The organism is Sagittula sp. SSi028 (assembly GCF_048553715.1).
Lineage (GTDB): Bacteria > Pseudomonadota > Alphaproteobacteria > Rhodobacterales > Rhodobacteraceae > Sagittula.
Map to the genome: position 1 here is coordinate 16,267 of NZ_JBLZNC010000010.1, position 23,858 is coordinate 40,124.

General features: G+C 64.8%; 21 protein-coding genes. 11 read left to right on the plus strand and 10 right to left on the minus strand.

The genetic code is table 11. The features are described 5' to 3' along the window. Positions 1-17: 17 nt before the first annotated feature. Positions 18-989, minus strand: a complete 972-nt coding sequence (locus tag ACN5AZ_RS16305; RefSeq protein ID WP_419429967.1) for a sodium-dependent bicarbonate transport family permease — start codon at positions 987-989, stop codon at positions 18-20. Positions 990-1,114: 125 nt separating this feature from the next. Here ACN5AZ_RS16305 and ACN5AZ_RS16310 point away from each other — a divergent pair, with 125 nt between their 5' ends. Continuing rightward, positions 1,115-2,011 (plus strand): LysR substrate-binding domain-containing protein, encoded by an 897-nt coding sequence (locus tag ACN5AZ_RS16310; RefSeq protein ID WP_419429968.1) that lies wholly within the window; start codon positions 1,115-1,117, stop codon positions 2,009-2,011. 4 nt (positions 2,012-2,015) lie between these two features. On the opposite strand, the gene ACN5AZ_RS16315 is transcribed toward ACN5AZ_RS16310, so the two are convergent. The 7 genes from ACN5AZ_RS16315 to ACN5AZ_RS16345 all read right to left on the minus strand — a co-directional run bounded on the left by ACN5AZ_RS16315 (position 2,016) and on the right by ACN5AZ_RS16345 (position 9,805). Next, positions 2,016-2,813, minus strand: coding sequence for an inositol monophosphatase family protein (locus tag ACN5AZ_RS16315; RefSeq protein ID WP_419429969.1), 798 nt, complete (start codon positions 2,811-2,813; stop codon positions 2,016-2,018). A gap of 10 nt (positions 2,814-2,823) precedes the next feature. Next, a complete protein-coding gene (locus tag ACN5AZ_RS16320) occupies positions 2,824-3,822 on the minus strand; it encodes a LacI family DNA-binding transcriptional regulator (protein ID WP_419429970.1) in 999 nt (332 codons plus the stop codon). Further along, positions 3,815-5,236 (minus strand): glycerophosphodiester phosphodiesterase, encoded by a 1,422-nt coding sequence (locus tag ACN5AZ_RS16325; protein WP_419429971.1) that lies wholly within the window; start codon positions 5,234-5,236, stop codon positions 3,815-3,817. The genes ACN5AZ_RS16320 and ACN5AZ_RS16325 overlap by 8 nt, the downstream gene beginning before the upstream one ends. Beyond that, on the minus strand, positions 5,233-6,270 hold the full coding sequence (locus ACN5AZ_RS16330) for an ABC transporter ATP-binding protein (RefSeq protein WP_419429972.1): 1,038 nt from the start codon (positions 6,268-6,270) through the stop codon (positions 5,233-5,235). Before ACN5AZ_RS16330 ends, ACN5AZ_RS16325 begins: the two co-directional genes overlap by 4 nt. Further along, positions 6,270-7,094, minus strand: a complete 825-nt coding sequence (locus ACN5AZ_RS16335; protein ID WP_419429973.1) for a carbohydrate ABC transporter permease — start codon at positions 7,092-7,094, stop codon at positions 6,270-6,272. The genes ACN5AZ_RS16330 and ACN5AZ_RS16335 overlap by 1 nt, the downstream gene beginning before the upstream one ends. Continuing rightward, a complete protein-coding gene (locus ACN5AZ_RS16340) occupies positions 7,091-8,392 on the minus strand; it encodes a carbohydrate ABC transporter permease (protein WP_419429974.1) in 1,302 nt (433 codons plus the stop codon). Before ACN5AZ_RS16340 ends, ACN5AZ_RS16335 begins: the two co-directional genes overlap by 4 nt. A gap of 69 nt (positions 8,393-8,461) precedes the next feature. Then, complete coding sequence (locus ACN5AZ_RS16345; protein WP_419429975.1) at positions 8,462-9,805, minus strand: ABC transporter substrate-binding protein; 1,344 nt, start codon at positions 9,803-9,805, stop codon at positions 8,462-8,464. 339 nt (positions 9,806-10,144) lie between these two features. Here ACN5AZ_RS16345 and ACN5AZ_RS16350 point away from each other — a divergent pair, with 339 nt between their 5' ends. The 10 genes from ACN5AZ_RS16350 to ACN5AZ_RS16395 all read left to right on the plus strand — a co-directional run bounded on the left by ACN5AZ_RS16350 (position 10,145) and on the right by ACN5AZ_RS16395 (position 19,576). Continuing rightward, positions 10,145-11,161, plus strand: coding sequence for an ABC transporter substrate-binding protein (locus ACN5AZ_RS16350; protein WP_419429976.1), 1,017 nt, complete (start codon positions 10,145-10,147; stop codon positions 11,159-11,161). Positions 11,162-11,218: 57 nt separating this feature from the next. After that, positions 11,219-11,986: an ABC transporter ATP-binding protein gene (locus ACN5AZ_RS16355; RefSeq protein ID WP_419429977.1), complete on the plus strand. Its 768-nt coding sequence runs from the start codon at positions 11,219-11,221 to the stop codon at positions 11,984-11,986. Beyond that, on the plus strand, positions 11,979-12,797 hold the full coding sequence (locus ACN5AZ_RS16360) for an ABC transporter permease (RefSeq protein WP_419429978.1): 819 nt from the start codon (positions 11,979-11,981) through the stop codon (positions 12,795-12,797). Before ACN5AZ_RS16355 ends, ACN5AZ_RS16360 begins: the two co-directional genes overlap by 8 nt. 73 nt (positions 12,798-12,870) lie before the next feature. Continuing rightward, positions 12,871-13,749 (plus strand): LysR family transcriptional regulator, encoded by an 879-nt coding sequence (locus ACN5AZ_RS16365; RefSeq protein ID WP_419429979.1) that lies wholly within the window; start codon positions 12,871-12,873, stop codon positions 13,747-13,749. A gap of 183 nt (positions 13,750-13,932) precedes the next feature. Continuing rightward, positions 13,933-14,601 (plus strand): hypothetical protein, encoded by a 669-nt coding sequence (locus ACN5AZ_RS16370; RefSeq protein WP_419429980.1) that lies wholly within the window; start codon positions 13,933-13,935, stop codon positions 14,599-14,601. A 71-nt stretch (positions 14,602-14,672) separates the two neighbouring features. Beyond that, positions 14,673-15,632: a TRAP transporter substrate-binding protein gene (locus ACN5AZ_RS16375; RefSeq protein WP_419429981.1), complete on the plus strand. Its 960-nt coding sequence runs from the start codon at positions 14,673-14,675 to the stop codon at positions 15,630-15,632. A gap of 98 nt (positions 15,633-15,730) precedes the next feature. Further along, positions 15,731-16,240 carry a TRAP transporter small permease gene (locus tag ACN5AZ_RS16380; protein ID WP_419429982.1) on the plus strand — a complete coding sequence of 170 codons (510 nt, stop codon included), beginning with the start codon at positions 15,731-15,733 and terminating at the stop codon, positions 16,238-16,240. A gap of 2 nt (positions 16,241-16,242) precedes the next feature. After that, complete coding sequence (locus ACN5AZ_RS16385) at positions 16,243-17,541, plus strand: TRAP transporter large permease (protein ID WP_419429983.1); 1,299 nt, start codon at positions 16,243-16,245, stop codon at positions 17,539-17,541. Between the two features lie 11 nt (positions 17,542-17,552). Further along, complete coding sequence (locus tag ACN5AZ_RS16390) at positions 17,553-18,758, plus strand: amidase family protein (RefSeq protein WP_419429984.1); 1,206 nt, start codon at positions 17,553-17,555, stop codon at positions 18,756-18,758. Further along, the gene (locus tag ACN5AZ_RS16395; RefSeq protein WP_419429985.1) at positions 18,755-19,576 is read left to right on the plus strand and encodes a hypothetical protein; all 822 of its coding nucleotides are present in this window, start codon (positions 18,755-18,757) and stop codon (positions 19,574-19,576) included. Before ACN5AZ_RS16390 ends, ACN5AZ_RS16395 begins: the two co-directional genes overlap by 4 nt. A gap of 30 nt (positions 19,577-19,606) precedes the next feature. Here ACN5AZ_RS16395 and ACN5AZ_RS16400 read toward each other — a convergent pair whose 3' ends face one another. Then, positions 19,607-22,699, minus strand: a complete 3,093-nt coding sequence (locus tag ACN5AZ_RS16400; RefSeq protein ID WP_419429986.1) for an efflux RND transporter permease subunit — start codon at positions 22,697-22,699, stop codon at positions 19,607-19,609. Beyond that, positions 22,689-23,828 (minus strand): efflux RND transporter periplasmic adaptor subunit, encoded by a 1,140-nt coding sequence (locus ACN5AZ_RS16405; protein WP_419429987.1) that lies wholly within the window; start codon positions 23,826-23,828, stop codon positions 22,689-22,691. Before ACN5AZ_RS16405 ends, ACN5AZ_RS16400 begins: the two co-directional genes overlap by 11 nt. Positions 23,829-23,858: the final 30 nt, after the last annotated feature.

A 23,858-nucleotide genomic window follows, 5' to 3' on the forward strand; every position in this document is an offset into this window, starting at 1 on the left:
CCTGCCGCATCCGGTTCTTAGGCCGCGCCCAAGCCCGCCAGCCACAGATACAGCGGCAGACCAAGGGTGATGTTGAACGGAAAGGTCACGCCCAGCGACAGGGTCAGGTAGATGCCGCTTTCCGCTTGGGGCAGGGCGATCTTCATCGCGGCGGGCACCGCAATATAGGAGGCCGAGGCCGCCAGAACCATCAGCAAAAACAGGCTGCCCGTTTGCAGGCCGATCAGCGTACCACAGCCCCATGCCAGAAGCGCGCCGACCACCGGCATCAGCAGGCCAAAGCCGAACAGACCCGCGCTGAGCATATGGCGGTTGCGCAGCAGGCTGCGTCCGGCGGACAGGCCCATATCCAGCAGGAACAGACACAGAATGCCGGTAAAGGGCGTGACCACGAAGGGGGCGATCATCTGCATCCCCTTGTCCTGTGTCAGCGCGCCGATGACAAAGGCGCCGGTCAGCAGCACGATCGAGCCGTTGGCAAAGAGTTCGCGCAGCGGCACGCCGCCGGTTTTGCCGGGTTGGCCGAACCTGTGGGCGATCCACAGGGCGGACAGGATGGCGGGGACCTCCATCGTGGCGGCGACGGCCACCATATAGCCATCCGCCGCGATGCCCGTCAGATCCAGCAGGCTGGAGGCGGCAACAAAGGTCACGATGGAGATCGAGCCATAGTGACCGGCCACGGCGGCGGCGTTCAGCGCGTCCAGCCGTGTGAGGCTGCGCAGCAGGGCGTAGGCGATAAAGGGGATGGCCAAGGACAGCACCAGCCCCGCTGCAAGGGCCGCAAACAGCGCCGCGTCGAGGCCGTGCTCTGCCAGACTGTGGCCGCCTTTGAACCCGATGGCCAGCAGCAGATACAGCGACATGAACTTGGCCGCCCCTTCGGGGATGGACAGATCGCTGCGCACCACAGCGGCCACAAGCCCGAGGACAAAGAACATGATGGTGGGCACCATGAGGTTGCCCAGAAGGCTGTCGATGATCTGCATTGATGTGTCTCCGGCGGCTGGCGTTTGGCTGCGCGCCTGTTGCCTGCTTTCGCCGGATAGTTAAAATACTATTAAATTGTTTCTTGAATAGTCTGAGGCTATGGATGCGCCCGAGTTTGCGTCAAATGGAATATATCGTTGCGGTGCACGAGCTGGGGGGCTTTGGCCTTGCAGCGCAGGCGTTGCACGTCAGCCAGCCCAGCCTGTCGAACCAGATTGCCACGGTCGAGGCGGATCTGGGCGTGCGGTTGTTTGAACGCGGGCGCGGCGGGGTGCGGACCACGGCCAAGGGGCTGGAGTTCGTCATGCGCGCCCGGCGCATCCTGTCCGATGTGGAAAACCTGCGCGCGGTGATGACCTCGGACGTGCCGTTTGGCGGGCGTCTGCGGCTGGGGGTGTTGCCCTCGATCGGGCCGTATCTGTTGCCGCAAGCGGTGCGGGCGCTGCATGCGGCGGAACCGGACCTGCGGGTGATCGTGCGCGAGGAGAACACCCAGAACCTTGACGAAGGAATCCGGCACGGGCGGTTCGATGCCATAATCTCGACGCCGGAGGATCATCCCAACACGGTGCAGCATCCGCTGTTTGTGGAACCGCTGTGGGTGGCGGTGGCGCGCGATCACCGGCTTGCGGGGGCTGCGCGGGTGAGCGGCGCGGATCTGGCGGGGCAGCGGTTGTTGACGCTGGACACCGGCCACCGGCTGGCGCGGATCGTCTACGGCATCGCCGGGGGCAGCGGGGCAATTGTGTCCGATGATTACGAAGGGACCAGTCTGGATTCCGTGGTGCTGATGGCGGCGACGGGGGCGGGGATTGGCATTCTGCCGGATCTGTTCGCGCGACGCCAAGGGGTGCACCGCAGCGAGGTGCATGTGGCGCCGCTGGTGCTGGACGACGCGTCCCGCGTGATCAGCCTGCTGGTGCCTGCGGGGCGCACAGAGCGGGCCGCGCCCCTCTTGGCCGATACGCTGCGGCAATCGGCGCGGGCGCTGGATCTGCAGGTGATCGACGCGCCCGCGTGAGGGATCAGACGGCTGTGGCGTAGCGGCGCAGCAGGGGGGCGAGGGCGTGATCCGCCCGGCCCAGTGCCAGAAACGGGGCCGGTTCGCGCAAGGTGGGCGAGAAAGCGGGTGCTTCGATCACGCCGCCTGCGGCGCGGATGATGGCAATGCCGGCGGCGGCGTCCCACAGGTTCAGCCGCTGTTCCACATAGGCATCGACCCAGCCTGCGGCCACGCCGATCAGCCCGATGGTGGCCGCCCCGGACCGGCGGTATTCGCCGCCTGCGGTGACGATCTGATCCAGCAGGTCGGCATGCTGGGCAAAGTGGGTGCGCGCGGACCAGCCGACGGCGACCAGCGCCTCGGCGGCGGCGGTGCGGGTGGAGGGGGTCAGCGGTTTGCCGTTGATCGTGGCCTTGGGCGTCTGCCCGCACAGCCCGTCCAGCGTCAGCCCCAGATCGGGGGCAAAGATCACCCCCAGATCCAAAGTGCCCGCATTGGTGCAGCCGATGGAAATGGCCCAATCGGGCAGTCCGCGCATGAAATTGGTCGTGCCGTCGATGGGATCGATGATCCAGACATGGGCCGCATCGGGATTGCCGTGGTGGCCGCCTTCCTCGCCGATGATGGCGTCATCGGGAAAGCGGGCGGTGATGCGGTCGCGGATCAGCGTTTCCACCGCAAGATCGGCGGCGGTCACGAAATCCTGCGGCCCCTTCGCGTCGACGCGCAGCCCCGTGGCATCGGCGCGCATGGTCTGGGCGAGGCGGCCCGCCTCTTGGGCGAGGTCGAGGGCAAAGCGGTGGCGGTCTTGCATGGTCATGAGGGGGCTTTCAGGTTGTGCCGCGCGGGACAGGGTCCAGCGGGGGGTGTTTCAAAAGGGCAGGCGCATCGGGGTTTTGCAGCCGGTTGCGCATCAGTTCAACGGCCATGGTGGCCTGTGTGCGGGCATCCTGTCGCACGGTGCTGAGGTCATAGGCGGCCCAGCCGGCCTGTTCGATGTCGTCAAAGCCCACCAGTGCCATGTCGCCGGGCACGGACCGGCCCAGATCCTGACGCAGCCCGTCCAGCGCGCCACAGGCGAGCAGGTCATTGGCGGCAAACAGCCCGTCACATTGGCCGAGGGCTGCGGCATGGCGGGTCATGGCGCTGCGCCCTGCGGCATAGGATTGCCCGTCGCAGGGCAGCACTGCGCAGGGCAGGTTGCGCCCGAAGGCCAGATCACGAAAGCCGTCGACCCGCCCCTTGACCGTGTAGGTGCGATCATCGGGGGACAGCACGGCAAACCGGCGCGCGCCCGCGGCATAGAGCATATCGAACACGATGGCCGCCGCCGCGCCGGTATCCAGCTGGATGCGGTCGCCTCCGTCGGGGTGGGGGTTGCGGTTGATCAGCACCACGGGCACGCGCAGCCGCTGACATTCATCAATCACCGCAGCGGGCGGCGTGTCTGAGGTCACGATCATGCCCGCCAGATTGTAATCCAGCATCGACGACAGCAAAGGGCCCAGATCCTCGGGCTGGTCGGCGGTCAGCAGCAGCGGGCGAAAGCCGTCGTCGATCAGCGCACGGGCCAGATGTTTGACCTGCCGCGCGCGAAAGGGCGTGTCCAGCCGCGAGGCCAGAATGGCCACAAGCTGGGACTGGCGCGATTTCAGGTTCCGGGCCAGCGCATTGGTGCGGTAGCCAAGCTGCCCTGCGGCGGCGAGGATCTTGGCCTTTGTGTCGTCGGCGATGCTGGCCCCGGGGGTAAAGCAGCGCGACACGGCGGAGCGGGACACGCCTGCCAGTCGGGCCACATCATGCGAGGTCGGGCGGCGGTGCTCAGCCATCGCGGCGCAGCCTGCGGGCAAGAGCAAAGGGGTGGTCCACATTCGCCAGATCGGGGGCGGCGGCGATCACCGCGTCCAGCGTGGCATCATCCCCCGCCATGGCGGCCAGCATCACCTGCGCGCCTGCCGCACGGGTGGCGGCGTAATCGCCGGTGCCCTCGGGCAGGGTGAATTCGACGATCTGGGGCGACAGGTCGGACAGGGTCTGATCCAGCGTGTCGTAATCCTGCCTGCGGGCCATGATCCGCGCCGAGGGCGCAATCGCGCGCAGCGTTTTCAGCGCGTCGCGGTCAAAGGACCAGAAGAACACGCGTTTCTGCAGCCCTGCGGCGCAGACCGCGTCCCAGACCGGGGCAGGCGGGGCGGATTTCAGCTCTAGATAGGCGTGCCCGTCGTAGCGGTGCAGCAGATCAAAAACCTGTGTCAGCGTGGGGATCTGGGTGCCGGTGAAATGCGCATCAAACCAGCGCCCCGCGTCCAGTCCCAGCAGATCGGGCAGGCGCTGCGCGGTGATCGGGCCCTGGCCGTTTGTGGTGCGCTCGAGCGTGGGATCGTGATGCACGACGATGGCCCCGCAAGCGGTCTGCTGCAAATCGCATTCGATGACGTCAAAGCCCGCCGCCAGCGCGCATTCAAAGGCTGGCAGGGTGTTTTCCGGCGCGATCTTGTTCGCGCCACGGTGACAGACCGTGCGAAACGGCAGGCCGCGCCCCGGCTGGTTGACCAGTTCGGGCCGGTCCGAGCAGATACCAACCACCGGACGCGTGCGCAGCGCGGCCATACGCGCGGGGTCTTCCTCGTGCCACAGGGCGATGCACTGGCCATTGGCGAAGGCACGGTCGAACAGCGCATCGGTCAGCGTGTCCTGCGGGCGGTCCATACGCTCCCAACACAGGTGGATCACATCGGCGCCGGCGGCATAGGCAAAGGGCTCTGCCCCCAGCGGGACCAGAACGCTGCGGGGGTAGGGGCTTTGGGCCGTGTCCAGCATCTGTGCCGCGCGCGGGTCAAAGGCCCCCAGAATGGCGCGGTCGATGCGGTGGCGGCGCAGCATTTCCAGCGTGGGCAGGGTGGCGTCGGTGTCTTTTATGTCGGCGTAGATTGCGGCGCCCAGACGGGCGGCCTCTGCCAGCACATCATCGAGCAGGGGACAGGGGCGGGCGGCTTGTGTGGTGGCGGACAGGATATCGGCGTAATCGGTGTCTTTGATCTTGCGCCCGTCGGGGAGGATCTTGTCATGAAAGGCGATGATCTGGCCGTCGCGGGTCAGGCGGATGTCCACCTCCCACATATCTGCGCCGAGGTCATGCGCCAGACGAAAGGCCCGCAGCGTGTTGTCCGGCGCATAGGCAGAGGCCCCGCGATGGGCGATGGCAAGGGGCTGTTGCGGGCGGGTCCAGTCGGGCAGCGTCACAGGCGCACCCCCGATGGGTCGAACAGGTGGACGCGGGCCATATCGACCTGCCATGCGACATGCTGGTTCAGCGTAAAGGCGTGACCGGCGGGCACGATGGCGCGCAGCCATTGGCCATCGGGCAGGGTCACGTCAATCAGATCCTCGCGCCCTTGGGGTTCGATAAAGGTGATGCGACCGCTTAAGCCGGGGCCTGCGTGCTGGGGGCCGAAATGTTCGGGGCGGATGCCCAGTGTGACCGGCCCTTGTACAGCTGCGGGGCAGGGCAGGCTGTTGGGGCCGAGGGTCAGCTGATCTGCCGCCGTGGCCTGCACAAAGCTGATGGGTGGGTTGCCCAGAAAGCCCGCCACATAGCGCGAGGCGGGGCGTTCGTACATCTCAGAGGGCGTGCTGATCTGTTCGATGCGCCCGTCTTTCATCAGGGCAATGCGGTCGCACATGGACATCGCCTCGATCTGGTCGTGGGTCACAAGGATCGCGGTGATGCCGGTTTCGCGTTGCAGCCGCCGGATTTCCGAGCGCATTTCCAGCCGCAGTTTGGCGTCGAGGTTCGCCAGCGGTTCGTCCAGCAGCAGCACGTCCGGTTTGCGCACCAGCGCACGGGCCAGCGCCACGCGCTGTTGTTGTCCGCCCGAGAGTTGCTGCGGCTTGCGGTCCAGCAGGTTGGCGATCTGCACCAGTTCGGCCATCTCGTGCACGCGGGCGCGGATCTCGGCCGTCTTGAGGCCCTGCACCTTTAGCGGGAAGCCTATGTTTTGCGCCACGCTCATATGTGGATAGAGGGCGTAGTTCTGGAACACGACGCCCACGGGGCGGTCCTGCGGGGGCAGGGTGGTCACGTCGCGGTCCCCGAAATGCAGGCGGCCTGCGTCGATGCGGTGGATGCCGCTGACGGCGAACAGCGTGGTGGATTTGCCGCAGCCCGACGGCCCGAGCAGGGCGATCATCTCGCCCGAGGCGATGTCAAGCGACATATCGTCGATCACCGTGGTGTCGCCGAACCGTTTGGTAAAGTTGTGCAATGAGATCTGCATCAGCCTTTCGTGCCTCCGCCATAGATGTTCATGAGCCGTTTCTGGAACAGCAGGTAGACGGCGATGACGGGCAATGCGTAGAACATGCCGATCGCCTTAAAGAGCCCGTAGTCAGGGCGGGTATCATCCGCGATGACCGCGTTCATGTAGGTGGCCAGCACCTGTGCATCGGCACCGGGTGCCAGCACCAGCGGCAGGATGAATTCCGACCAGCCTGCGAGGAACGAAAAGATCAGCAGCGCGGACAGTCCGGGGCCGACTTGCGGCAAGATCAGTTCGCGCCAGACGCGAAAGCGCGAGGCCCCGTCCTGCACGCCGGCCATCTCGATCTCCCACGGGACGGCGTCGTAGAAACCTTTCATGATCCAGATGCCAAAGGGCAGCTCCAGCGCGGCCTTGACCAAAATCACCCCCATCAGGCTGTCGTAGAGCCCAAGGAACTGCAGCACGATAAAGATCGCGATGATCAGGGTAATCGTGGGAAAGGCGTGCAGCATGATCAGCCCCGCCAGAAAGAACCGCCGCGCGGGAAAGTTCAGCCGCGACAGCGCATAGGCGGCGGTGATCGAAAAGGCGCAGACCAGCAGCGCGGTGGAGGCCGCGAAGACAAAGGTGTTGAAGGTCACACGCCAGATCGACGGGCGCGCGCTGTCGATCTGGGTCCACAGGAAGCGCCAGTTTTCCAGCTCCCATGCGCGGGGCAGGATGCCGCCGGGTGCCGGACGCGAGACGCTGTCGATGATCTGGAAGGCATACATGATCACCAGCGGGGCGGAGATCAGCGCCAGTGCTGTGACCAACAGTCGGTTGCCGGAATGGGTCATTGTTCAATCCTTGGCTTGGCGACAAGCGCGGAGAAGTTGAAGAACCGCAGGTAGAGCGCGGACAACAGGATGCCGATGACCACCAGCGCCAGCGCATAGGCCGCGCCCAACCCGTATTCGAGGTTCCCGCCATAGTTCGACAGGGCGGTGTGATAGGCGGCAAGCGCCCAGACCTCGGTCTGGCGGCCGGGGCCGCCGTCGGTGGCCAGTAGGATGTATTCAAACGAGGTCAGCAGCGACAGCGTCTGGTAGGAGGTGATGAACAGGATCGGCCAACGCATCTGTGGCAGCAGCACATGGCGCACCTGTTGCCAGCGGTTCGCCCCGTCCACCTGCGCGGCATACAGCTGGGTCTGCGGGATGGCGCGCAGCGCAGAGGTGAACAGGATCATCCCCAGCGACGCGCCGACACAGCCGTTGATCAGCACGATAAAGGTCCAGGCGTGGGTGGCGGTGTGGCGCATCCAGTTGATCGGCTCGACGCCAAAGGGGCGCAGTATGGCCGAGATAAACCCCTGATCCCATGTCAGCCATTGCCACATCAGCACATAAAGCACCGGCGGCAGGATGCGGGGCAGAAACCAGATGGCGCGAAAGGTCTGGGCGCTGCGGTTGGGCAGGTAGAATGTCGACAGGGCCAGAAACAGCCCCACGCTTACGTTGAATGTCAGCGTCAGCGCCACGTAGATCACCGTGTTCAGCGCATAGCGCCACGTGGCGGGCAGCTCCCACAACAGTTCAAAATTCTGGGTGGTGAAGGTCCAGCCGGTGTAGGCCGCGTCAGTCAGCGCGGCGTGATCGGTCTGGGGCACGCCCAGATCGGTGATGGCGGTCTGAAACGCGGCTTCGTTGTCGAACCGCTGGCCAAGGATCGAGACGCGGAACAGCTCGGCTGCGGTTTTGCGGTCGCGCACTTTGCGCAAGGGTTCGCGGCGCAGGTCCTTGAGCGCGCGTTCCATGGCGCGGCGGTCGTCAAAGCGCGCGCCATCATGCAGGCTGGCCAGTTCCTCGGCGCGGCTGTCCCCGAAATCGGCGGCAAAGCGTGCCAGCGTGTCGGGCTGCACCGCATAGCCCGCGCCGGTCAAAAGCGTCACGGTCTGGTCAATGACACCGGCGGCGGGCAGGCGGCGCAGATCGCTTTCGCTGATCTGGTAGTCACCGCCCAGAATGCCGGTGGAGGTGCTCATATTGGTGAAGGCAAAGACCACCGTCAGCACCACGGGCAGCAGGAAGAACATCACCGTGGCCAGCAGCGCAGGACCGATAAAGCCAAGGCCCAGAAGGGTCTGTCGGGACATGATGAGGCTCCTTTGATGCAGGGGGAGCGGCGGCCCCGGATCATGGGGCCGCCGCTGGTGTTTGCACGGTTAGCGGACGATCAGCTCGTCACCCAAGGTGGCGGTCAGCTGTGCCTCGACCTCTGCCACGGCCTCGGCCGGGGTTTGCACGCCGGTCCATGCCGCTTCGAGCCCTTTGAACATCGCCTCGGAGAAGGCGCCGTAGTTGGGGTGGTTGGGCTGGGCGTTGGCGTGGGGCAGCAGGACCTCTGTGGCCTCGGCGGCCCAGCGGTCACCGGCATAGAGATCCACACCGGCCTCTGCCTGACCGATGGCGAGATGCGAGGATTTGATTGCATGCAGCGTGTTCAGGCGCGGCTCTGACGCGATGGCCACCAGTTGGGCTGCGATCTCCTCGGCGCGGTCGTCGGCCTGATCGGTCAGCAGATAAACCAGCGGATGGGTCACGGTGTTGGCGCGGCCCGTGTCGTTGCCCGCGGGGATCAGGGTAAAGCCGATGGTGCCAAAGAAGTCGTCGTTGCCTTCCTTGCCGGTGTAGCGGCCATAGTGCCATGTGCCGCCGTGCCAGAAGGCCGCCTTGCCGCTGGCGACTTCGGAATACCACTGGTCCCAGTCGGTGCCGATGTGGTTCTTGCGGGTCACGCCCGCCGCAACCGCGTCGACAAAGAACTGGTACATCTCTTCCATGGCGGCGCGGTCAAACACCAGCTTGCCGCTGTCCGCATCCATCAGCTCGCCGCCGAAGGACTGGTAGAATTGCGCGTAATCGGGACCGTTGGAGACGCGCGGATAAAAGCCGTAGCCCTCTTCGACGAGGCCCATGTCAACCGCCTTGGTGGCGTCGGCCAGCATGTCGCGCAGGGTGTAGTCGCCGGATTTTACGCGGTCCACCATGGCGTCCATGTCGGCTTGGTCATAGCCGAGCTGGGCGAAGGTGTCTTTCCAGTAAAAGAACGGGCGGCTTTCGGCGTCCTGCGGCACACCCCATTGCACACCGTCAAAGGCGGCGATTTCCATCAGGTTGCCGTACACGTTGTTGAGCGGCCATGCGTCGAGGTCGATGTAATCCTCGACCGGCACGATGTAGCCCGCAGAGGCCCAAGGCGCGATATCAAGGTGGGAGGTCACCACGATGTTGGGCGCATTGCCTGCCTCGGCGCCCAGCGTGACCGCCTGTTTGAAGCCGTCCCAGCCGTCGAAATCGCGTTTGCCTTCGACGGTGATGTTAAGCTCTTCGCCGCGAATGGCGGCTTCGCGCGACAGAATGTCGGCGGCGATCTGGATGTTGTCGATGCGGTAATGGTCACTGTCGTTAGAGCCGCCGGCCCAAACGGTGATGGTGATGTCTTCGGCCAAAACCGGCGTGGCGGCTGTTGCAGCAATCAGCGCGAGGGCGCAAGTCGTCTGTTTCATTGCAATCCATGTCCTAAGCTGGTGGTGTGCGCAGCGAGGAGGTGCACACGTGTGCACAGGAGTGGCGGGTTTGTGTAACAGCCACACAGGCATTGCGTGTCAGTTCTGTGAAAATCGCTGCACAGCGGTGCAGGGCGGGCATGACCGCTGCAACCACGGGACTGCAAAACTGGAGGGTGGGGCGGCTTGACCCTTTTTGCGGGCACCACCTAGAAAGTCGCAGATTTCGCGTGCCTGTGGGTTTTTGGCACGGGTTTGCCCTGTGGTGTTAGGCTGCGGGCAATGCGGGGGGTGGTCATAGCGGGCCAGCCGCCGCAGGACTTTCAGGGAGGAGATACAATGACACATTTTACACGCCGCGCGACCTTGGGGCTGATCGGGGGGGCTGTGGCCTCGCCCTTTGTCGTGCGCTCTGCGCGGGCGGGGACGGCTGTGAATGTCGGCGCGCTGCGCTTTGTCAGCCATGCGCCCAGCTACATCGCCTATGAACGTGGCTATTTCACCGAGGCCGGTCTGGACGTGAGCTTTGATTTCTTCGAGGCGGCGCAGCCTATGGCGGTGGCGATTGCCTCTGGCGATACCGACTATGCGATGACGGCAATTTCCGGCGGGCTGATTTCGCTGGCCGACAAAGGCGTGGCCAAGGTGATCGGCGGTGCGCTGGCCGAGGAAAAGGGCATTTCGGGGCAAAAGATCCTTGCCTCCAATGCGGCGTTCGAGGCCGGTTTGAAAACGCCTGCCGATCTGGATGGCCGCAGCTTCGGCATGACACAGGCGGGGTCGTCGTTCCATTATATGGGATCGCAGATCGCCGCCGCCGAGGATGTGGATCTGAAGTTCAAGCCGCTGCAAAAGACCGGTGCGGTGATTGGTGCGATCAAGTCGGGCCAGATCGACGCGTGGTCCATCGTGCCGCATATCGCAAAGCCGCTGGCCGATGCCGGTGCGGTGCAGATCATTGGCGAGGTCGCCGATTACATCCCCGACTATCAGGTGACGACGGTGTTCACCTCGGCGCGCAATGCCTCCGATGCGCCGGAACAGACGCGCGCGTTTTTGTACGCACTGTCGCGGGGGGCTGCGGATTTCAACGCGGCACTGGTCGACAACACCGCCGAGGCCGAGGAGCGCGAGGAGATCATCGCCCTGCTGGCCCGCAACATCTACCCCGACCGCGAGCTTGAGGCCGCGCGCGCGCCCATCGTCAACGGGGCCATGCGGATCAACGCGGATATGGGGCTGAACGCGGCCTCTGTGGCCAACCAGCTTGATTGGTTCAAATCCGAAGGTCTGGTGAAATCCTCGGTCAGCTACGAGACGCTGGTCGACGAAAGCTATGTCGACATCCTGTCGTAACATCTTTGACTGTCAGGCCCCGATGCGGGCCTGACGGCTGCTCGGAAAGCGGACCCTATGGAACTCAGACTCGAAGGCGTTTCGCATCGCTATGGCGATGTGGAGGTCATTCGCAATATCGACCTGTCCCTGCCGCAAGGGCAGATCACCTGCATCGTGGGGCCGTCGGGCTGTGGCAAATCCACCCTGTTGCGGTTTCTGGGCGGGTTGGAGCGTCCCACCAGCGGGCAGGTTGTGCAACTGGGCGAGCCGCCCGCAGACAGTCTGAACCCGCTGACCTATGTGTTTCAGGATTTTGCCCTGCTGCCGTGGCGCAGCGTCGAGGGGAATATCTCGTTGATCCTGCGCGATCACGGGGTGCGTGGCGCACGGGCTGAGGCGATCATTGCCGATGTTCTGGCCCGCACGAAGCTGTCGGATTTCCGCAAGGCGCTGCCGAAACAATTGTCCGGCGGGATGAAGCAGCGGGTGGCCATCGCGCGGGCGCTTGCGGTCAATCCGGCGGTGCTGTTGATGGACGAGCCGCTGTCCGCGCTGGACAGCCAGACGCGCGATTTGCTGATGGATGATCTGGTGGGGCTGTGGCAGCGCGCGCCCTTTACCGCCTGTTACGTGACCCACAATCTGGCCGAGGCCGTCCGGCTGGGCCATCGCATCGTGGTTCTGTCGCGCCGTCCCGGACAAATCCGCGAGGTGGTCGAGATCGACACGCCTCTGGCCGAACGACAGGGCGACGATCCGGCGCTGGACCGTGTGCAGGCCCATCTGTGGGGTCTGATGCGGGCCGAGGCAGAGGCCGCAGATATGGAGCTGTTGGATGAGTGACGTGACCCCCTCTGTGGCGCAGGCCACCGCGCGCCCCGTGCCGTTTCGTGGGGGCGGGTTCCGCCCCGCGCAGCCGCGCTGGGTCGGGCTGGCGGTCTTTGTGCTGTTGATCGGATTTCTGGAATGGGGCACCCGCGCGGGCGTGGTGTCGCAGTTGACGATGCCCCGCCCGTCGGATGTGGCGCTGACCCTGTGGGATCTGGCCGTGTCGGGCGCGCTGTGGGTCAACCTTGGCCCGTCGCTGATGCGGTTGCTGGTGGGCGGCGTGCTGGGCGCGTCTGTGGGCATCGCGGTGGGTGTGATGATCGGGCTGTTCTCGGCGGTGCGCGCGGGGCTGGTGCCCTTGGTCGCGGCGCTGTTCCCGATCCCCAAAATCGCGCTGCTGCCGCTGTTCGTGATCTGGTTCGGCATTGACGAGGCGTCGAAATACGCGCTGATCGCTTTTGGGACGTTTACGCCCACAGTTGTTGCGACCTATGGCGCGGTGGACAATGTGGACCGGTCGTTGATCCGCATGGGGCAAAGCTTTGGCCTGCGGTGGTCGACCATTGTTTTGCGCATCGTGCTGCCCGGTGCCATGCCGGGGATCCTGTCGGGGCTGCGGGTCAGTCTGGCGATTGCCATCATCCTGCTGGTCGCGGCCGAGATGCTGGGCGCGGAACACGGGATCGGCGCCTATATCCTGCAGGCGGGGTCGCTGTATGATCTGGAACGGCTGTTCGCCGGCGTCACCATCCTGTCGGTTCTGGGGGTGATCCTGTCGGCGCTGGTGGGGCTGGTGGAACGTCGCATTCTGGCATGGCGCAGCTGACGCGCGGCGTGGGTGACTTTGCCTGCGCGCTGCGCTAGGGCTGGTCTGGATCACGCAACGTAAGGGGCCGGACGTGAACACGCGATTTCTGGAAACATTTGTTGCGGTGGCCAATCTGGGCAGCTTTCGCGCGGCGGCAGAGCATCTGAACGTCTCGCAGGCCACGGTGTCGAGCCGCATTTCCGCGCTGGAAACAGAGCTGCGGGTGGATCTGTTTGACCGTGAATTCCACGCCACCCGCATCACCGTGGCGGGGGCGCTGATCTTGGACAAGGCGCAGGACATGCTCGCGATGGAGCGGAACCTGCGCATGACCCTGACCGATCCGGCGACGGCGGTGGGGCGGGTGCGTCTGGGGCTGGTGTCTTCGGTGGTGCACACCTGGCTGTGTGACCTGATCGAGGAGGTCGCCCGCGTCTACCCCCGGCTGGAGCTGGAACTGACGGTGGAGCCCACGCCCAACATTGCCGCCGCGTTCGAGCGTGGCACGCTGGACATGCTGCTGACGACAGAGCCGCGGCATGACGAAACCTGCGTCTGTGTCGACCTGCCAGAGCTGCCGATGGGCTGGTTTGGCCCCGAAGGGATGCGCGGCGAAAAGCTGACGCTGGCGGATGTGGTGAACGGGCCGTTAATCACCTTTACCCGCAATTCACGGCCCCATGCCAACGTGCTGGCCCTGTTCGAGGAACGCGGCCTGCGCCCGTCGATCGTGCATTGCATCACCTCGATGGCGGCGATTGCGCGGCTGACACGGCGCGGGCTGGGGGTGGCGACCTTACCGCGCGCCAGCGATCTGGACGGGCCGGGGTTGGCAGAGCTGGACGTGGACGGCACGCTGCCCGGTCTGCCGCTGTATTGCCTGTGGCGGCGGTCCACCGATGCGGGCGTCTACAAGGCGATTTCCGAACTGGCCACCGACTGCGCCTTTCAGCATCAGGCCAATCTTTAGGCGGTTTGTGAACGGGTGATCGGAAAACCTGATCACCCCCTGTTAGATAAATCCGTTTTTGCTGCGGCGTACTTTGCGTCAAGGTTGGTTAACACCCATCGAACGGGCGAGACCCCACAGCGCGACCGGCAGCATCTGTTGGCGCGGTGACGGGACAGGCTTGCCCAAACATCAGGATACCCGATGACCCAGATCCGCGAGACCGAACAGGCGCAGCTTTTCGTATGGAGCGACATCGACCCCGACCACGAGGCGGATTTCAACCAGTGGTATGACCGCGAGCACATGGAAGAGCGCGTGCGCATTCCCGGCTTTACCGGCGCGCGCCGCTATCGTGCGGTGTCGGGATCGGCGCGGCGCTATCTGGCGCTGTACCGTGCCAGCGCCCTGTCCGATTTCACCTCTGCCGCCTACCAAAAGGCGTTTACAAAACAGACTCAGTGGTCTGTCACCAACTTTGGCCGCATGTCGAACACCCGCCGCCGCGTGATGCATGTGGCGCAAGAGGGTGGCTTTGGCTGGGGTGGCGCGCTGGTGCTGATCGAACTGGCGCCCGGCGTGGTCGATCCGTCGGTCATGACCACTCTCATGCAGGGGTTGATGAGCACTGAGGGCGTGCTGCGCGTCCACCACATGATCCCTGACGAGACCCTGTCGACCCCGCTGCCGTCCGAGGCCACCGAAGGCCGCGTTCTTGCGCCCTGTCTGGCGGTGGATGTGTCGTCGGAGCCGATTGCCGAGGCGACCTTGCGCTATCTGACCGAAGAGCTCGGCGGTGCGGTACGCGAGGCAGAGACCTTTCGTCTGATGTGGGCACTGGACGAACACGACTTGCCCGCTTTGGACGATTGACCTAGACCTGCCTGTCTTGCCCTTGGGGCAGGGCGGGCCAAAAAACACCACCCCAACAAGGAGATACCACTATGAAACGCTTTCTGATCGGGGCCGCTTTGGCCGCATTGACCGCAGGTGTGGCACAGGCCGAGACATGGAAAATGTCCGCTGACGCGCCCGACGGCAACTACCTGACCCAGAACATCCGCGCCTTTGCCGAAGACGTGGCGCGCCTGTCCGAGGGCGAACTGGACATCGACGTTGTGTCCAACTCTGTGCTGCTGAAGCGCGCCGAGCTCAAGCGCGGCGTCCAGCGCGGCATCGTCCCGATTGGCGAGGTGCTGATCTCTGCCCTTGGCAACGAGGACGCGGTGTATTCCGCCGATGCGGTGCCGCTGATGGCCACCACATTCGACGAGGCGCGCGCCCTGTGGGCCGCATCGCGCCCCATCTACGAAGAAAAGCTGGCCGAGGAGGGTCTGGTCCTGCTTTTCGCCGCGCCCTGGCCGCCGCAGGGGGTCTACATGAACAAAGAGGTCAGCGATGCGTCCTCTTTCGATGGTGTGAAATTCCGCGCCTACAACCCGTCGACCGCCCGTCTGGCAGAGCTGCTGGGCGCTGTGCCCGCAACCATCGCCACCTCGGAAATCAGTCAGGCGTTTTCCACCGGCGTTATCAACGGGATGATCACATCGCCCTCGACCGGTGTGGACAGCCAGGCATGGGATTTCGTGTCGCACTATTATGATGTGCAGGCCTTCCTGCCCAAGAACATGGTGATCGTGAACAAATCCGCCTACGACAGCCTGTCCCCCGAGGTGCAGGAGGCGCTGATGGAAGCGGCCAAGATCGCCGAGGACCGCGGGTTCGAGATGGCCGAGGAAGCCACCGGCGTGGCCACCGATACCATGGCGGAGAACGGCATGAACGTGCTGCCCACGCCCGAAGGTCTGGCCGCCGATTTCGAAGGGATCGCCGCCACAATGCAGGCCGAATGGCTGGAGCAGGCGGGCGAGAACGGTCAAAAGATCGTCGACGCCCTGAACTGATCGACCAAGCGGGGCCGCGTGTTTCGACATGCGGCCCCTTTGCGTAGGGGGCCTGCCCCGCTGCGCATCACGCCGCCACGCGATAGGAGCCTTCTGCCATGGTGCTGACACGCCACCTGTTCAACATTTGTGGGGCCTTGGCCGCGCTGTCCCTGCTGGGGATTGCCGCGCTGATCCTTGCCCAGATCGGGCTGCGCCTGATGGGCAGCCAGATCCCCTCTGCCGATGATTTCGCCGCTTGGGGGTTGAGCGCGTCGATCTTTCTGGGTCTGCCCGCAGCGCTTGTGCATGGCGACCATATCCGCGTGACCTCTCTGCGCCAACTTTTGCCCGCCAAGCTGGGGCATATCGCCGATATCCTCGCGTCGGGTTTTGCCACGGCGATGATGGGCTGGGTCGCTTGGGCGATCTTTGCCTATGTCGAGGAAAGCTGGGTCTACAATGATGTCAGCCAAGGCATCGTGGCGGTGCCTTTGTGGATCCCGCAATCGGGCATGCTGGTGGGATCGGTGCTGTTTGCCATCGCGCTGGCGGAACGCACGTTGCGGCTGATCCTTGGTCTGCCGGTCGAAAAAGACGACACCGAAGAACAGGGCCACGGAGAATAATCATGGATATTGCACTGCAATCCGGCGTCCTGATCGTGACGCTGCTGGTCCTGCTGGGGGCCGGTGTCTGGGTGGGCGTGGCGCTGCTGGCCTCTGCCGTTGTGATCTTTGCGATCTTTACCTCGACGCCGGTGGACGCGATCCTTGGCACCACGATGTGGGCGCATTCCGCAAGCTGGACGCTGACCGCGCTGCCGCTGTTCATCTGGATGGGAGAGATCCTGTACCGCACCCGTCTGGCCGAAGATCTGTTCTCCGGTCTGGCCCCTTGGGTCGGGCGGCTGCCTGGCGGTCTGGCGCATGTGAACGTGGTGGGCTGCGGGATCTTTGCCGCCGTGTCGGGCTCGTCTGCTGCGACCACCGCCACCGTGGGGCGCATCTCGCTGCCCGAGCTGAAATCGCGCGGCTATGCCGACCGGCTGTCTATCGGGTCGCTGGCAGGGTCGGGCACGCTGGGTCTGTTGATCCCGCCATCCATTGTGATGATCGTCTACGGTGTTGCGGCGCAGGTGTCGATCAACCGTCTGTTCATCGCAGGGGTGGTGCCGGGGCTGATGCTGATGGTGATGTTTTCCAGCTACATCGCCATCTGGTCCAAGCTCAATCCCGAAGGCGTGCCCGCTCCGGAGGATCGCATCACCCTTGGCGAGCGTCTGCGCCGTCTGCGCCTGTTGCTGCCGGTGGTGGGGCTGATCATCGGTGTGATCGGGTCGATCTATGCCGGTGTGGCCACCGCGACCGAAGCCGCCGCCATTGGCGTAGCCGGTGCGCTGATCATCGCGGCCCTTGGCGGGTCGCTGAACCTGCGCACCTTTATCGACTCGCTTTATGGGGCGACGCGGACCTCGGCGATGATCGGTCTGATCCTGCTGGGAGCGGCCTTTCTGACCTCGGCCATGAGCTTTTCCGGCCTGCCTGCGCAACTGGCCGAGATCATCTCCGGCAGCGGGCTGGGGCCTGCGGGGCTGATCGCGGTGCTGACGGTGTTCTTTGTGCTGCTGGGCTGCTTTCTGGACGGGATTTCCATCGTGGTTCTGACCACATCGGTGGTGATGCCTGCGGTGGCCGCCGTGGGGATCGATCCGGTCTGGTTCGGCATCTACCTGATTATCGTGGTCGAGATGGCCCAGATCACGCCGCCGCTTGGCTTTAACCTGTTTGTGATCCAGAACCTGACGGGCAAATCCATCTTCGAGATCACGCGGATGGTGCTGCCCTATTTCATGATCCTCGTGCTGGCAGTGGTGCTGTTGACGGCTTTCCCGCAGATCGCCACGTGGCTTGTGCAACAAACGCTGTAAGGAGGACAGCCATGACCCAGACCCCGCAAAAGCGTTTGGACGCAAGCCGCGCGCAGGCCAAAGCCCCGGATTTCACCGCCGTGTTTGACGATCCCGTCACAGGGCAGGGGGCGCTGAGCGGTCTGACGGTGGCGGTCAAGGATCTGTTCGACGTGGCAGGGCATGTGACCCGCGCCGGCACGCGAGTGCGCGCAGATGGCGCGCCCGCGCTGGCCGATGCCACGGCTGTGGCACGGTTGCGCGCCGCAGGGGCCGGTCTGGTGGGGCATGCGAATATGACGGAATACGCCTATTCCGGCCTTGGGCTGAACCCGCATTACGGCACGCCGCTGACACCGCTGCGGGCGGGGTGCATCGCGGGCGGGTCCACATCGGGCGGCGCCTCTGCCGTGGCGCGTGGCGTGGCGGATGTGGCGCTGGGGACGGACACCGGCGGATCGGCCCGCATTCCGGCGGCGTTTTGTGGCCTGTACGGGTTCAAGCCCACGGCCAGCAGCGTGCCGCGTGACGGGGCGGTGGCTCTGTCGCATTCGCTGGACAGCGTGGGCGTCATGGTGCGCGAGGCGGGCTTACTGCGTCCGGTGCTGGATGTGCTGCGCGATGCGCCTTTGGGACAGGCCGCTGTGCCGCGCCGGATTATCGTGCCGCAGAACTTTGGCCTCGACGGGGTAGATGCCGAGGTGGCGGAGGCGTTCGAGGCAGCTGTCACCGCGCTGGAGCACGCGGGCTTTGCGGTGGAACGTTTGGCGCTGGACATCTTTGATCGCTACCGCGCCTTGCCGGTGTGGCAGTTCTCGGCCGTGGAATCGCGCGCCCATCACGGCGCGGAATACGATCATCAGCGCGAGGCACTGGACCCGCGTGTGGCGTCGCGCATGGCGCGGGCCGACGGGGTCAGCGCCATTGATTTTGCCCGCACTTTGGCCGCGCGCGAGGCTTTGCGCGCCGAGGCGGCAAGGCTGTTTTCAAACGCGGTGATCGCCCTGCCCACTGTGGCCATTCTGCCGCCCGCCTTGGATGCGCTGGCCGAGGATGCGGAATATGACCGGATCAACCTTCTGGCGCTGCGCAACACGTCCTTTGGCAATGTGATCGACGGCTGTTCGGTGTCGTTGCCGCTGGCGGACTGTGCCGGTGCAGGGCTGATGCTGACTGCGGCGGGGGGCTGTGACGCGGCGCTGGTGGCCATGGCCGAGGCGCTGCAGGGCAGGCTATGAGGCCCGCGCCTATCATAGCGCTCGGGGCGCAGCGCTATCGGGTCGACCACATTCGCCACGATCTGCTGAGCGGTATTTGTGATGTGGCCATGTTGGCGGATCGCATCGTCGTGCTGCGGCGGGGCGCGCCGGAACTGGTGGTGATGGATCTGGCCGGAGAGGTTATGACCACCGCCGATCTGCCGGATTTTGTCTGGCCGCATGGTCTGCGCGCCAGTGCGGAGGGGCTGGCGGTGACGGATGTGGACGGCCATAAGGTCGTCTTTCTGTCGCCTGATCTGATCGAGACAGGCCGCCTGCATTGCGACAACAGACCAGCGCTGGGGCGTCCCTTTAACCACCCGACGGATTGTGTGCAGGGGCCTGACGGGCGCTGGTATGTCTCGGACGGCTACGGCAACGCGATGGTGCATATCTTTGACGCGGGCGGCGCGCATCTGCGCAGCTTTGGTCAGCCGGGAGAGGCACCGGGCGCGTTTTCCACCCCGCATAACGTGGCCTTTGACGCCGCCGGTCGGCTGTGCGTCGCCGACCGAGAGAACAATCGCGTGCAGCGGTTCGACCCCGAGGGCCGGTATCTCGACAGCATCACCGGTGTGTACAAGCCGATGGCTTTGGCCATGACGGGCGACGGGCTGTTGCTGGTGACCGATCAGACGCCGCGCCTGTCGGCCTATGACGCGCAGGGCACGCTGGTCGGGCGCTGCCGGACGTTTTCGATTTTCGGCCATGGTCTGGCGGTGACGGCCCAAGGCGTGATCGTGATCGCCGAGATGTCGCCCGACCGTGTCAGCCTGCTTACCCCGATCGCGGACTGAGGGGCGCCAGATCAGCGCCCCCCTTCGCCGTCAGGCGGTTTGCGCGGCGGAGACTTCGGTCTCCAGCCGCTTGGCCGCAGCCCCCGGTGCCGCCCCCCAGCCTGCGATCAGACGGTAGAACACCGGCGTCAGGAACAGGGTAAACACCGTGGCAAAGCCCAGCCCGCCGACAATCACCCAGCCCACAGCAATGCGCGCCTCTGCCCCCGCGCCAGAGGTCAAGATCAACGGCAGGCCGCCAAAGATCGTCGACACCATGGTCATCATCACAGGCCGGATGCGCAGACGCATGGCATTGCGGATGGCGCTGTCGATGTTCTGGCCTTCCTCGCGCAGTTGGTTGGCAAATTCGACGATCAGGATGCCGTTCTTGGCCATCACACCGATCAGCATCACCAGACCGATCTGGCTGTAGTAGTTCAGCGACCCGCCCGACAGGGAAATGGCCAGAACGGCGGCTGCCAGACCAAAGGGCACGGTCAGCATGATCACCACCGCGCTGGTCACGCTTTCAAACTGGGCGGCGAGGACCAGAAAGACCACAATCATCGCCACGCCGAACACCATATACATGGAGCTGGTGCTTTCGCTCAGGGTTGCGGCCTCGCCGGTGAAGGTCACGCCCATGCCATCGGGCAGGATTTCGTCGGCCAGCGTGGTGGCGCGGTCCATGGCGGTGGACAGATCGACCCCGTCGCCAAGGTTGGCCTGCACGGACACCGACAAGGCACCGCCCTGACGTTCGATCTGTGCGGGGCTGACGGCCATTTCCAGCGTGGCAAGGGCGGACATGGGCACATAGCTGCCATCGTCAAGCCGGATGGAGATCGATTCGATATCCGACGGGTCGTCAATCGGCGGGCCACCGGGCACAAGGTTCACGTCTACCTCTGTGTCGTCCTGATAGACGCTGATGGCGGTTTCCCCCTGCACCATCGCGCTGAGCAGGCTGGTGACCTCGGCGCTGGTCAGCCCCATGTCGGCGGCGGCGGATTTGTCGATTGTGACCTGAAGCTGCGCATCCACCGCATCGTTGGACAGCTGCGGGTTGGCAAAGGTGTCGTCCTGCGCCATCGCCGCCACAAGGGATTCCGCCGCCGCCGTGATGGCATCGACATTGGTGCCGGTCACAGCCAGCGTCAGCCCGCTGCCGCCGCCACGGATGTTCAGGCTGTTGGTGGTGCGGGCGCTGACCTGCACGCCGGGCACCCGCGACAGCTTGCCGCTGATGTCGGAGACCAGAGAATCCTGCGTGAAATCACGGTCCTGCCAGTCGGGCAGGCGCACGATGATAAAGGCATTGGTGCCCCCGCCGACGCCGATGATGCTTTGCACCGTCTCGATCCGCCCGTCTTCGCGGTAAGGCGTCAGGATATCCTCGACCAGTGCGACCTGTTCATCGAGATAGCTTGCCGTGGTGTCAGAAGCCCCGCGCGCCTGCACCAGAAAGAAGCCGCGATCCTCGCTTGGGGTGACGGTGGAGGGCAGGGTGGTGGCCGCGCCCACGGCAATCATGACAAAGCCACCGGCCACCGCCAGAACCAGCAGCGGGGTGCGGATGGCAAAGTCGATCACATGGTCAAAGCCGCGCGACAGCGCATTGGGGGCGGTGATTGTCGGGGCTGCCGCCTGTCCGCGACCGGGGTCCAGCAACGCGCTGAGCACCGGCGCCAGCGTCAGCGCGGTAAAGGACGACAGCGTCACCGCAAAGGCCAGCACAAAGCCGAATTCGGAAAACACGCCGCCCGCCTGCCCGGGCAGGAAAGAAATCGGGATAAACACCGCAGCCAGCGTGGCGGTGGTGGAAATCACGGCAAAGAAGACCTCGTTCGTGCCGGCGGCTGCGGCGGCAAAGGGGCCCATCCCCTCCTTGCGTTTGCGCACGATGTTCTCGATCACAACGATGGCATCATCCACCACCATGCCCGTGGCCAGAACCAGCGCCAACAGGCTGATGGTGTTGACCGAAAACCCCGTCAGCCAGATCGCGGCCAGCGTCCCGATCAGCGCCACGGGAATCGTCACAGCCGGGATAAAGGTCGCACGGGCCGAGCGCAGAAAGGCAAAGATCACCACCACCACAATGCCGGTGGCCAGCAGGATCGAGGTAAAGACCTCGGAAATCGACCCTTCGATAAAGATCCCGTCGTCCGAGGTGACAAGCAGTTCGACCCCCTCCGGCATCTGGCGGCGCAGCTCTGCCACGGCGGTGCCCACCTCGCGCGAGATGTCGAGCGTGTTGCCGATGGACTGGCGGGTGATGTCCAGCCCGATGGCGGTCTGGCCATTCACGCGGGCAAAGACGTCACTGTCCTCGGGCAGCAGTTGCACAAGGGCGATGTCGGCCACCTGCGTCGTGTCGTTGACCTGAATTTCCTTAATCATGTCGACGGTGACATTCTCGTTCGCCACGCTCAGCGCAAGGGTCTGGGTCTGCGATTCCAGCTCGCCCAGCGGGGTGTCATCGCGCAGGATTTCCAGCGCATCGGCCACGTCGAACACATCCAGACCACGGCTGAGCATCGACGGCACGTTCAGCGTGACGCGGAATTCGTTGGGGCGGCTGCCGCGGACCGTCACTTCGGCGATGCCGTCGATGGTGGACAGGCGTTCATAGACCACATCCTCGGCCAGCCGTGTCAGCTCATCGAGCGAGGCATCTCCCAACAGCGCCAGACGGATGATCGCGTCGGAGTTGCTGTCGCTTTTGCTGACGGTGGGGTCATCCACATCATCGGGCAGCTGGCGCAGCGTGTCGGACACGATCTCGCGGGCCTCATTGGCGGCCACATCCACGTCCGTATCATCGGATAGATCAATCGTGATGCGGCTTTGCCCGCTGGAGGAGGTCGATTCCATATAGGACAGGCCTTCGAGCGCGCTGAGCGCGTCCTCCAGCACTTGGGTGATCTCCTTGTCGACCGTGGCGGGCACCGCGCCATCGTAATCGGTGCGCACAGACAGGACCGGCTGGTCCACGTCGGGCATTTCGCGCACGTCTACGGCTGTAAGCGCGGCGATGCCTGCGATGATGACCAGCAGGTTCAGAACGATGCCAAAGATCGGGCGCGCGACAAAGGTTTGGGCGAAACCCGATTTGCGCAGGGCGGATTCAATTGCCATTCTGACCACCACGCGGCTGGCTGGCGTCGACGACGGTGGCGCCCTCGCGCAGCTTGGCCGCGCCTTCGGTCACCACCATGGCACCCAAATCGACATCGGTGTCGATCCACAGCGTATTGCCGTCACGGTAGCGGATCGTGGCGGGGTGGCGGCTGACCTTGCCCTCGGTGGCAATCCAGATGCCCGCGCCGCTGCGGTCCCATGTCAGGGCGGTGGCGGGCACGGTGGGCATCGGGTCATAGTCCTGGCTCAGCCGCACGGCAAAGGTCATGCCGGGCAGCAGCAGTCCTTCGGAGTTGTCGATCTCGGCGCGGACGGTGGCGCTGCGGGTGACATCATCAAGGTTGGCATCGAATTCGGTGATCTCTCCGGTGAATGTCCGACCGGCATAGGTTGGCGTGCCGATGGTCACGCTGCGCCCCACCTCGAGAAAGGCGATGGAGCGTTCGGGCACCTCGAATTCGGCCACGATGCTGCTGGTGTCGACCACGGTGGCAATCGTCTCGCCCGATTGAAGGTAGTCGCCCACGGTCAGATCGGTCAGGCCGATGCGTCCGGCGATGGGCGCGCGGATGATGCGTTCGTCCACGGCGTCCTGTGCCAGACCGACGTTGGCCTCGGCCAGACGCAGGGCGACCTCGGCCTCTTGGATGGTGGCCCCTGCGACGGTCTGGCGGCCCAGCGTGTCATACCTGTCAAAGGTCGCCTGCGCCTGATCGCGTTCAGCCAGCCCGATCTCCAGCTCCAGCTGTTCGACGGTATCGTCAAGCTGCGCAATCACATCGCCTGCCTTCACCATGGGCTGGCTGGCGGGGCGGGTGTCCACCACCTGCCCGCTGACGCTGCTGATCACCGCGACGCTGCGCAGGGATTTGGCGCTGCCGACGGTGCGTAGCGTGGCGGTGTAGCTTTGCGCCTCAAGCGGGGCGAGCACGACAGTTGTCGCGCCACCGCCCCCACGTCGCCCGCCCGGACCGGGGCGCCCACCGCCTGCGGCCGGTGCCGCCTTGGCGCTGCTGTCCTCAGCCCCGCCCAGATAAGGCGCGACAATGGCAGGCAGGCCAAAGGTATAACTGTAGGCCCCGCATAAAATGGCGAGTGAAATGGTAAAAATCAGAATATTCCGCATACGGGCGTCCCTTGGCTGACAAAGCGCGAG

What these genes read in the sequence shown, in the direction of transcription:
- ACN5AZ_RS16330 (WP_419429972.1), bottom strand. Translation starts at nt 6,270, where the DNA reads ATGCAGATCTCATTGCACAACTTTACCAAACGGTTCGGCGACACCACG.
- ACN5AZ_RS16305 (WP_419429967.1), bottom strand. Translation starts at nt 989, where the DNA reads ATGCAGATCATCGACAGCCTTCTGGGCAACCTCATGGTGCCCACCATC.
- ACN5AZ_RS16335 (WP_419429973.1), bottom strand. Translation starts at nt 7,094, where the DNA reads ATGACCCATTCCGGCAACCGACTGTTGGTCACAGCACTGGCGCTGATC.
- ACN5AZ_RS16345 (WP_419429975.1), bottom strand. Translation starts at nt 9,805, where the DNA reads ATGAAACAGACGACTTGCGCCCTCGCGCTGATTGCTGCAACAGCCGCC.
- ACN5AZ_RS16375 (WP_419429981.1), top strand. Translation starts at nt 14,673, where the DNA reads ATGAAACGCTTTCTGATCGGGGCCGCTTTGGCCGCATTGACCGCAGGT.
- ACN5AZ_RS16370 (WP_419429980.1), top strand. Translation starts at nt 13,933, where the DNA reads ATGACCCAGATCCGCGAGACCGAACAGGCGCAGCTTTTCGTATGGAGC.
- ACN5AZ_RS16380 (WP_419429982.1), top strand. Translation starts at nt 15,731, where the DNA reads ATGGTGCTGACACGCCACCTGTTCAACATTTGTGGGGCCTTGGCCGCG.
- ACN5AZ_RS16310 (WP_419429968.1), top strand. Translation starts at nt 1,115, where the DNA reads ATGGAATATATCGTTGCGGTGCACGAGCTGGGGGGCTTTGGCCTTGCA.
- ACN5AZ_RS16355 (WP_419429977.1), top strand. Translation starts at nt 11,219, where the DNA reads ATGGAACTCAGACTCGAAGGCGTTTCGCATCGCTATGGCGATGTGGAG.
- ACN5AZ_RS16340 (WP_419429974.1), bottom strand. Translation starts at nt 8,392, where the DNA reads ATGTCCCGACAGACCCTTCTGGGCCTTGGCTTTATCGGTCCTGCGCTG.
- ACN5AZ_RS16315 (WP_419429969.1), bottom strand. Translation starts at nt 2,813, where the DNA reads ATGACCATGCAAGACCGCCACCGCTTTGCCCTCGACCTCGCCCAAGAG.
- ACN5AZ_RS16360 (WP_419429978.1), top strand. Translation starts at nt 11,979, where the DNA reads ATGAGTGACGTGACCCCCTCTGTGGCGCAGGCCACCGCGCGCCCCGTG.
- ACN5AZ_RS16385 (WP_419429983.1), top strand. Translation starts at nt 16,243, where the DNA reads ATGGATATTGCACTGCAATCCGGCGTCCTGATCGTGACGCTGCTGGTC.
- ACN5AZ_RS16395 (WP_419429985.1), top strand. Translation starts at nt 18,755, where the DNA reads ATGAGGCCCGCGCCTATCATAGCGCTCGGGGCGCAGCGCTATCGGGTC.
- ACN5AZ_RS16320 (WP_419429970.1), bottom strand. Translation starts at nt 3,822, where the DNA reads ATGGCTGAGCACCGCCGCCCGACCTCGCATGATGTGGCCCGACTGGCA.
- ACN5AZ_RS16350 (WP_419429976.1), top strand. Translation starts at nt 10,145, where the DNA reads ATGACACATTTTACACGCCGCGCGACCTTGGGGCTGATCGGGGGGGCT.
- ACN5AZ_RS16405 (WP_419429987.1), bottom strand. Translation starts at nt 23,828, where the DNA reads ATGCGGAATATTCTGATTTTTACCATTTCACTCGCCATTTTATGCGGG.
- ACN5AZ_RS16390 (WP_419429984.1), top strand. Translation starts at nt 17,553, where the DNA reads ATGACCCAGACCCCGCAAAAGCGTTTGGACGCAAGCCGCGCGCAGGCC.
- ACN5AZ_RS16400 (WP_419429986.1), bottom strand. Translation starts at nt 22,699, where the DNA reads ATGGCAATTGAATCCGCCCTGCGCAAATCGGGTTTCGCCCAAACCTTT.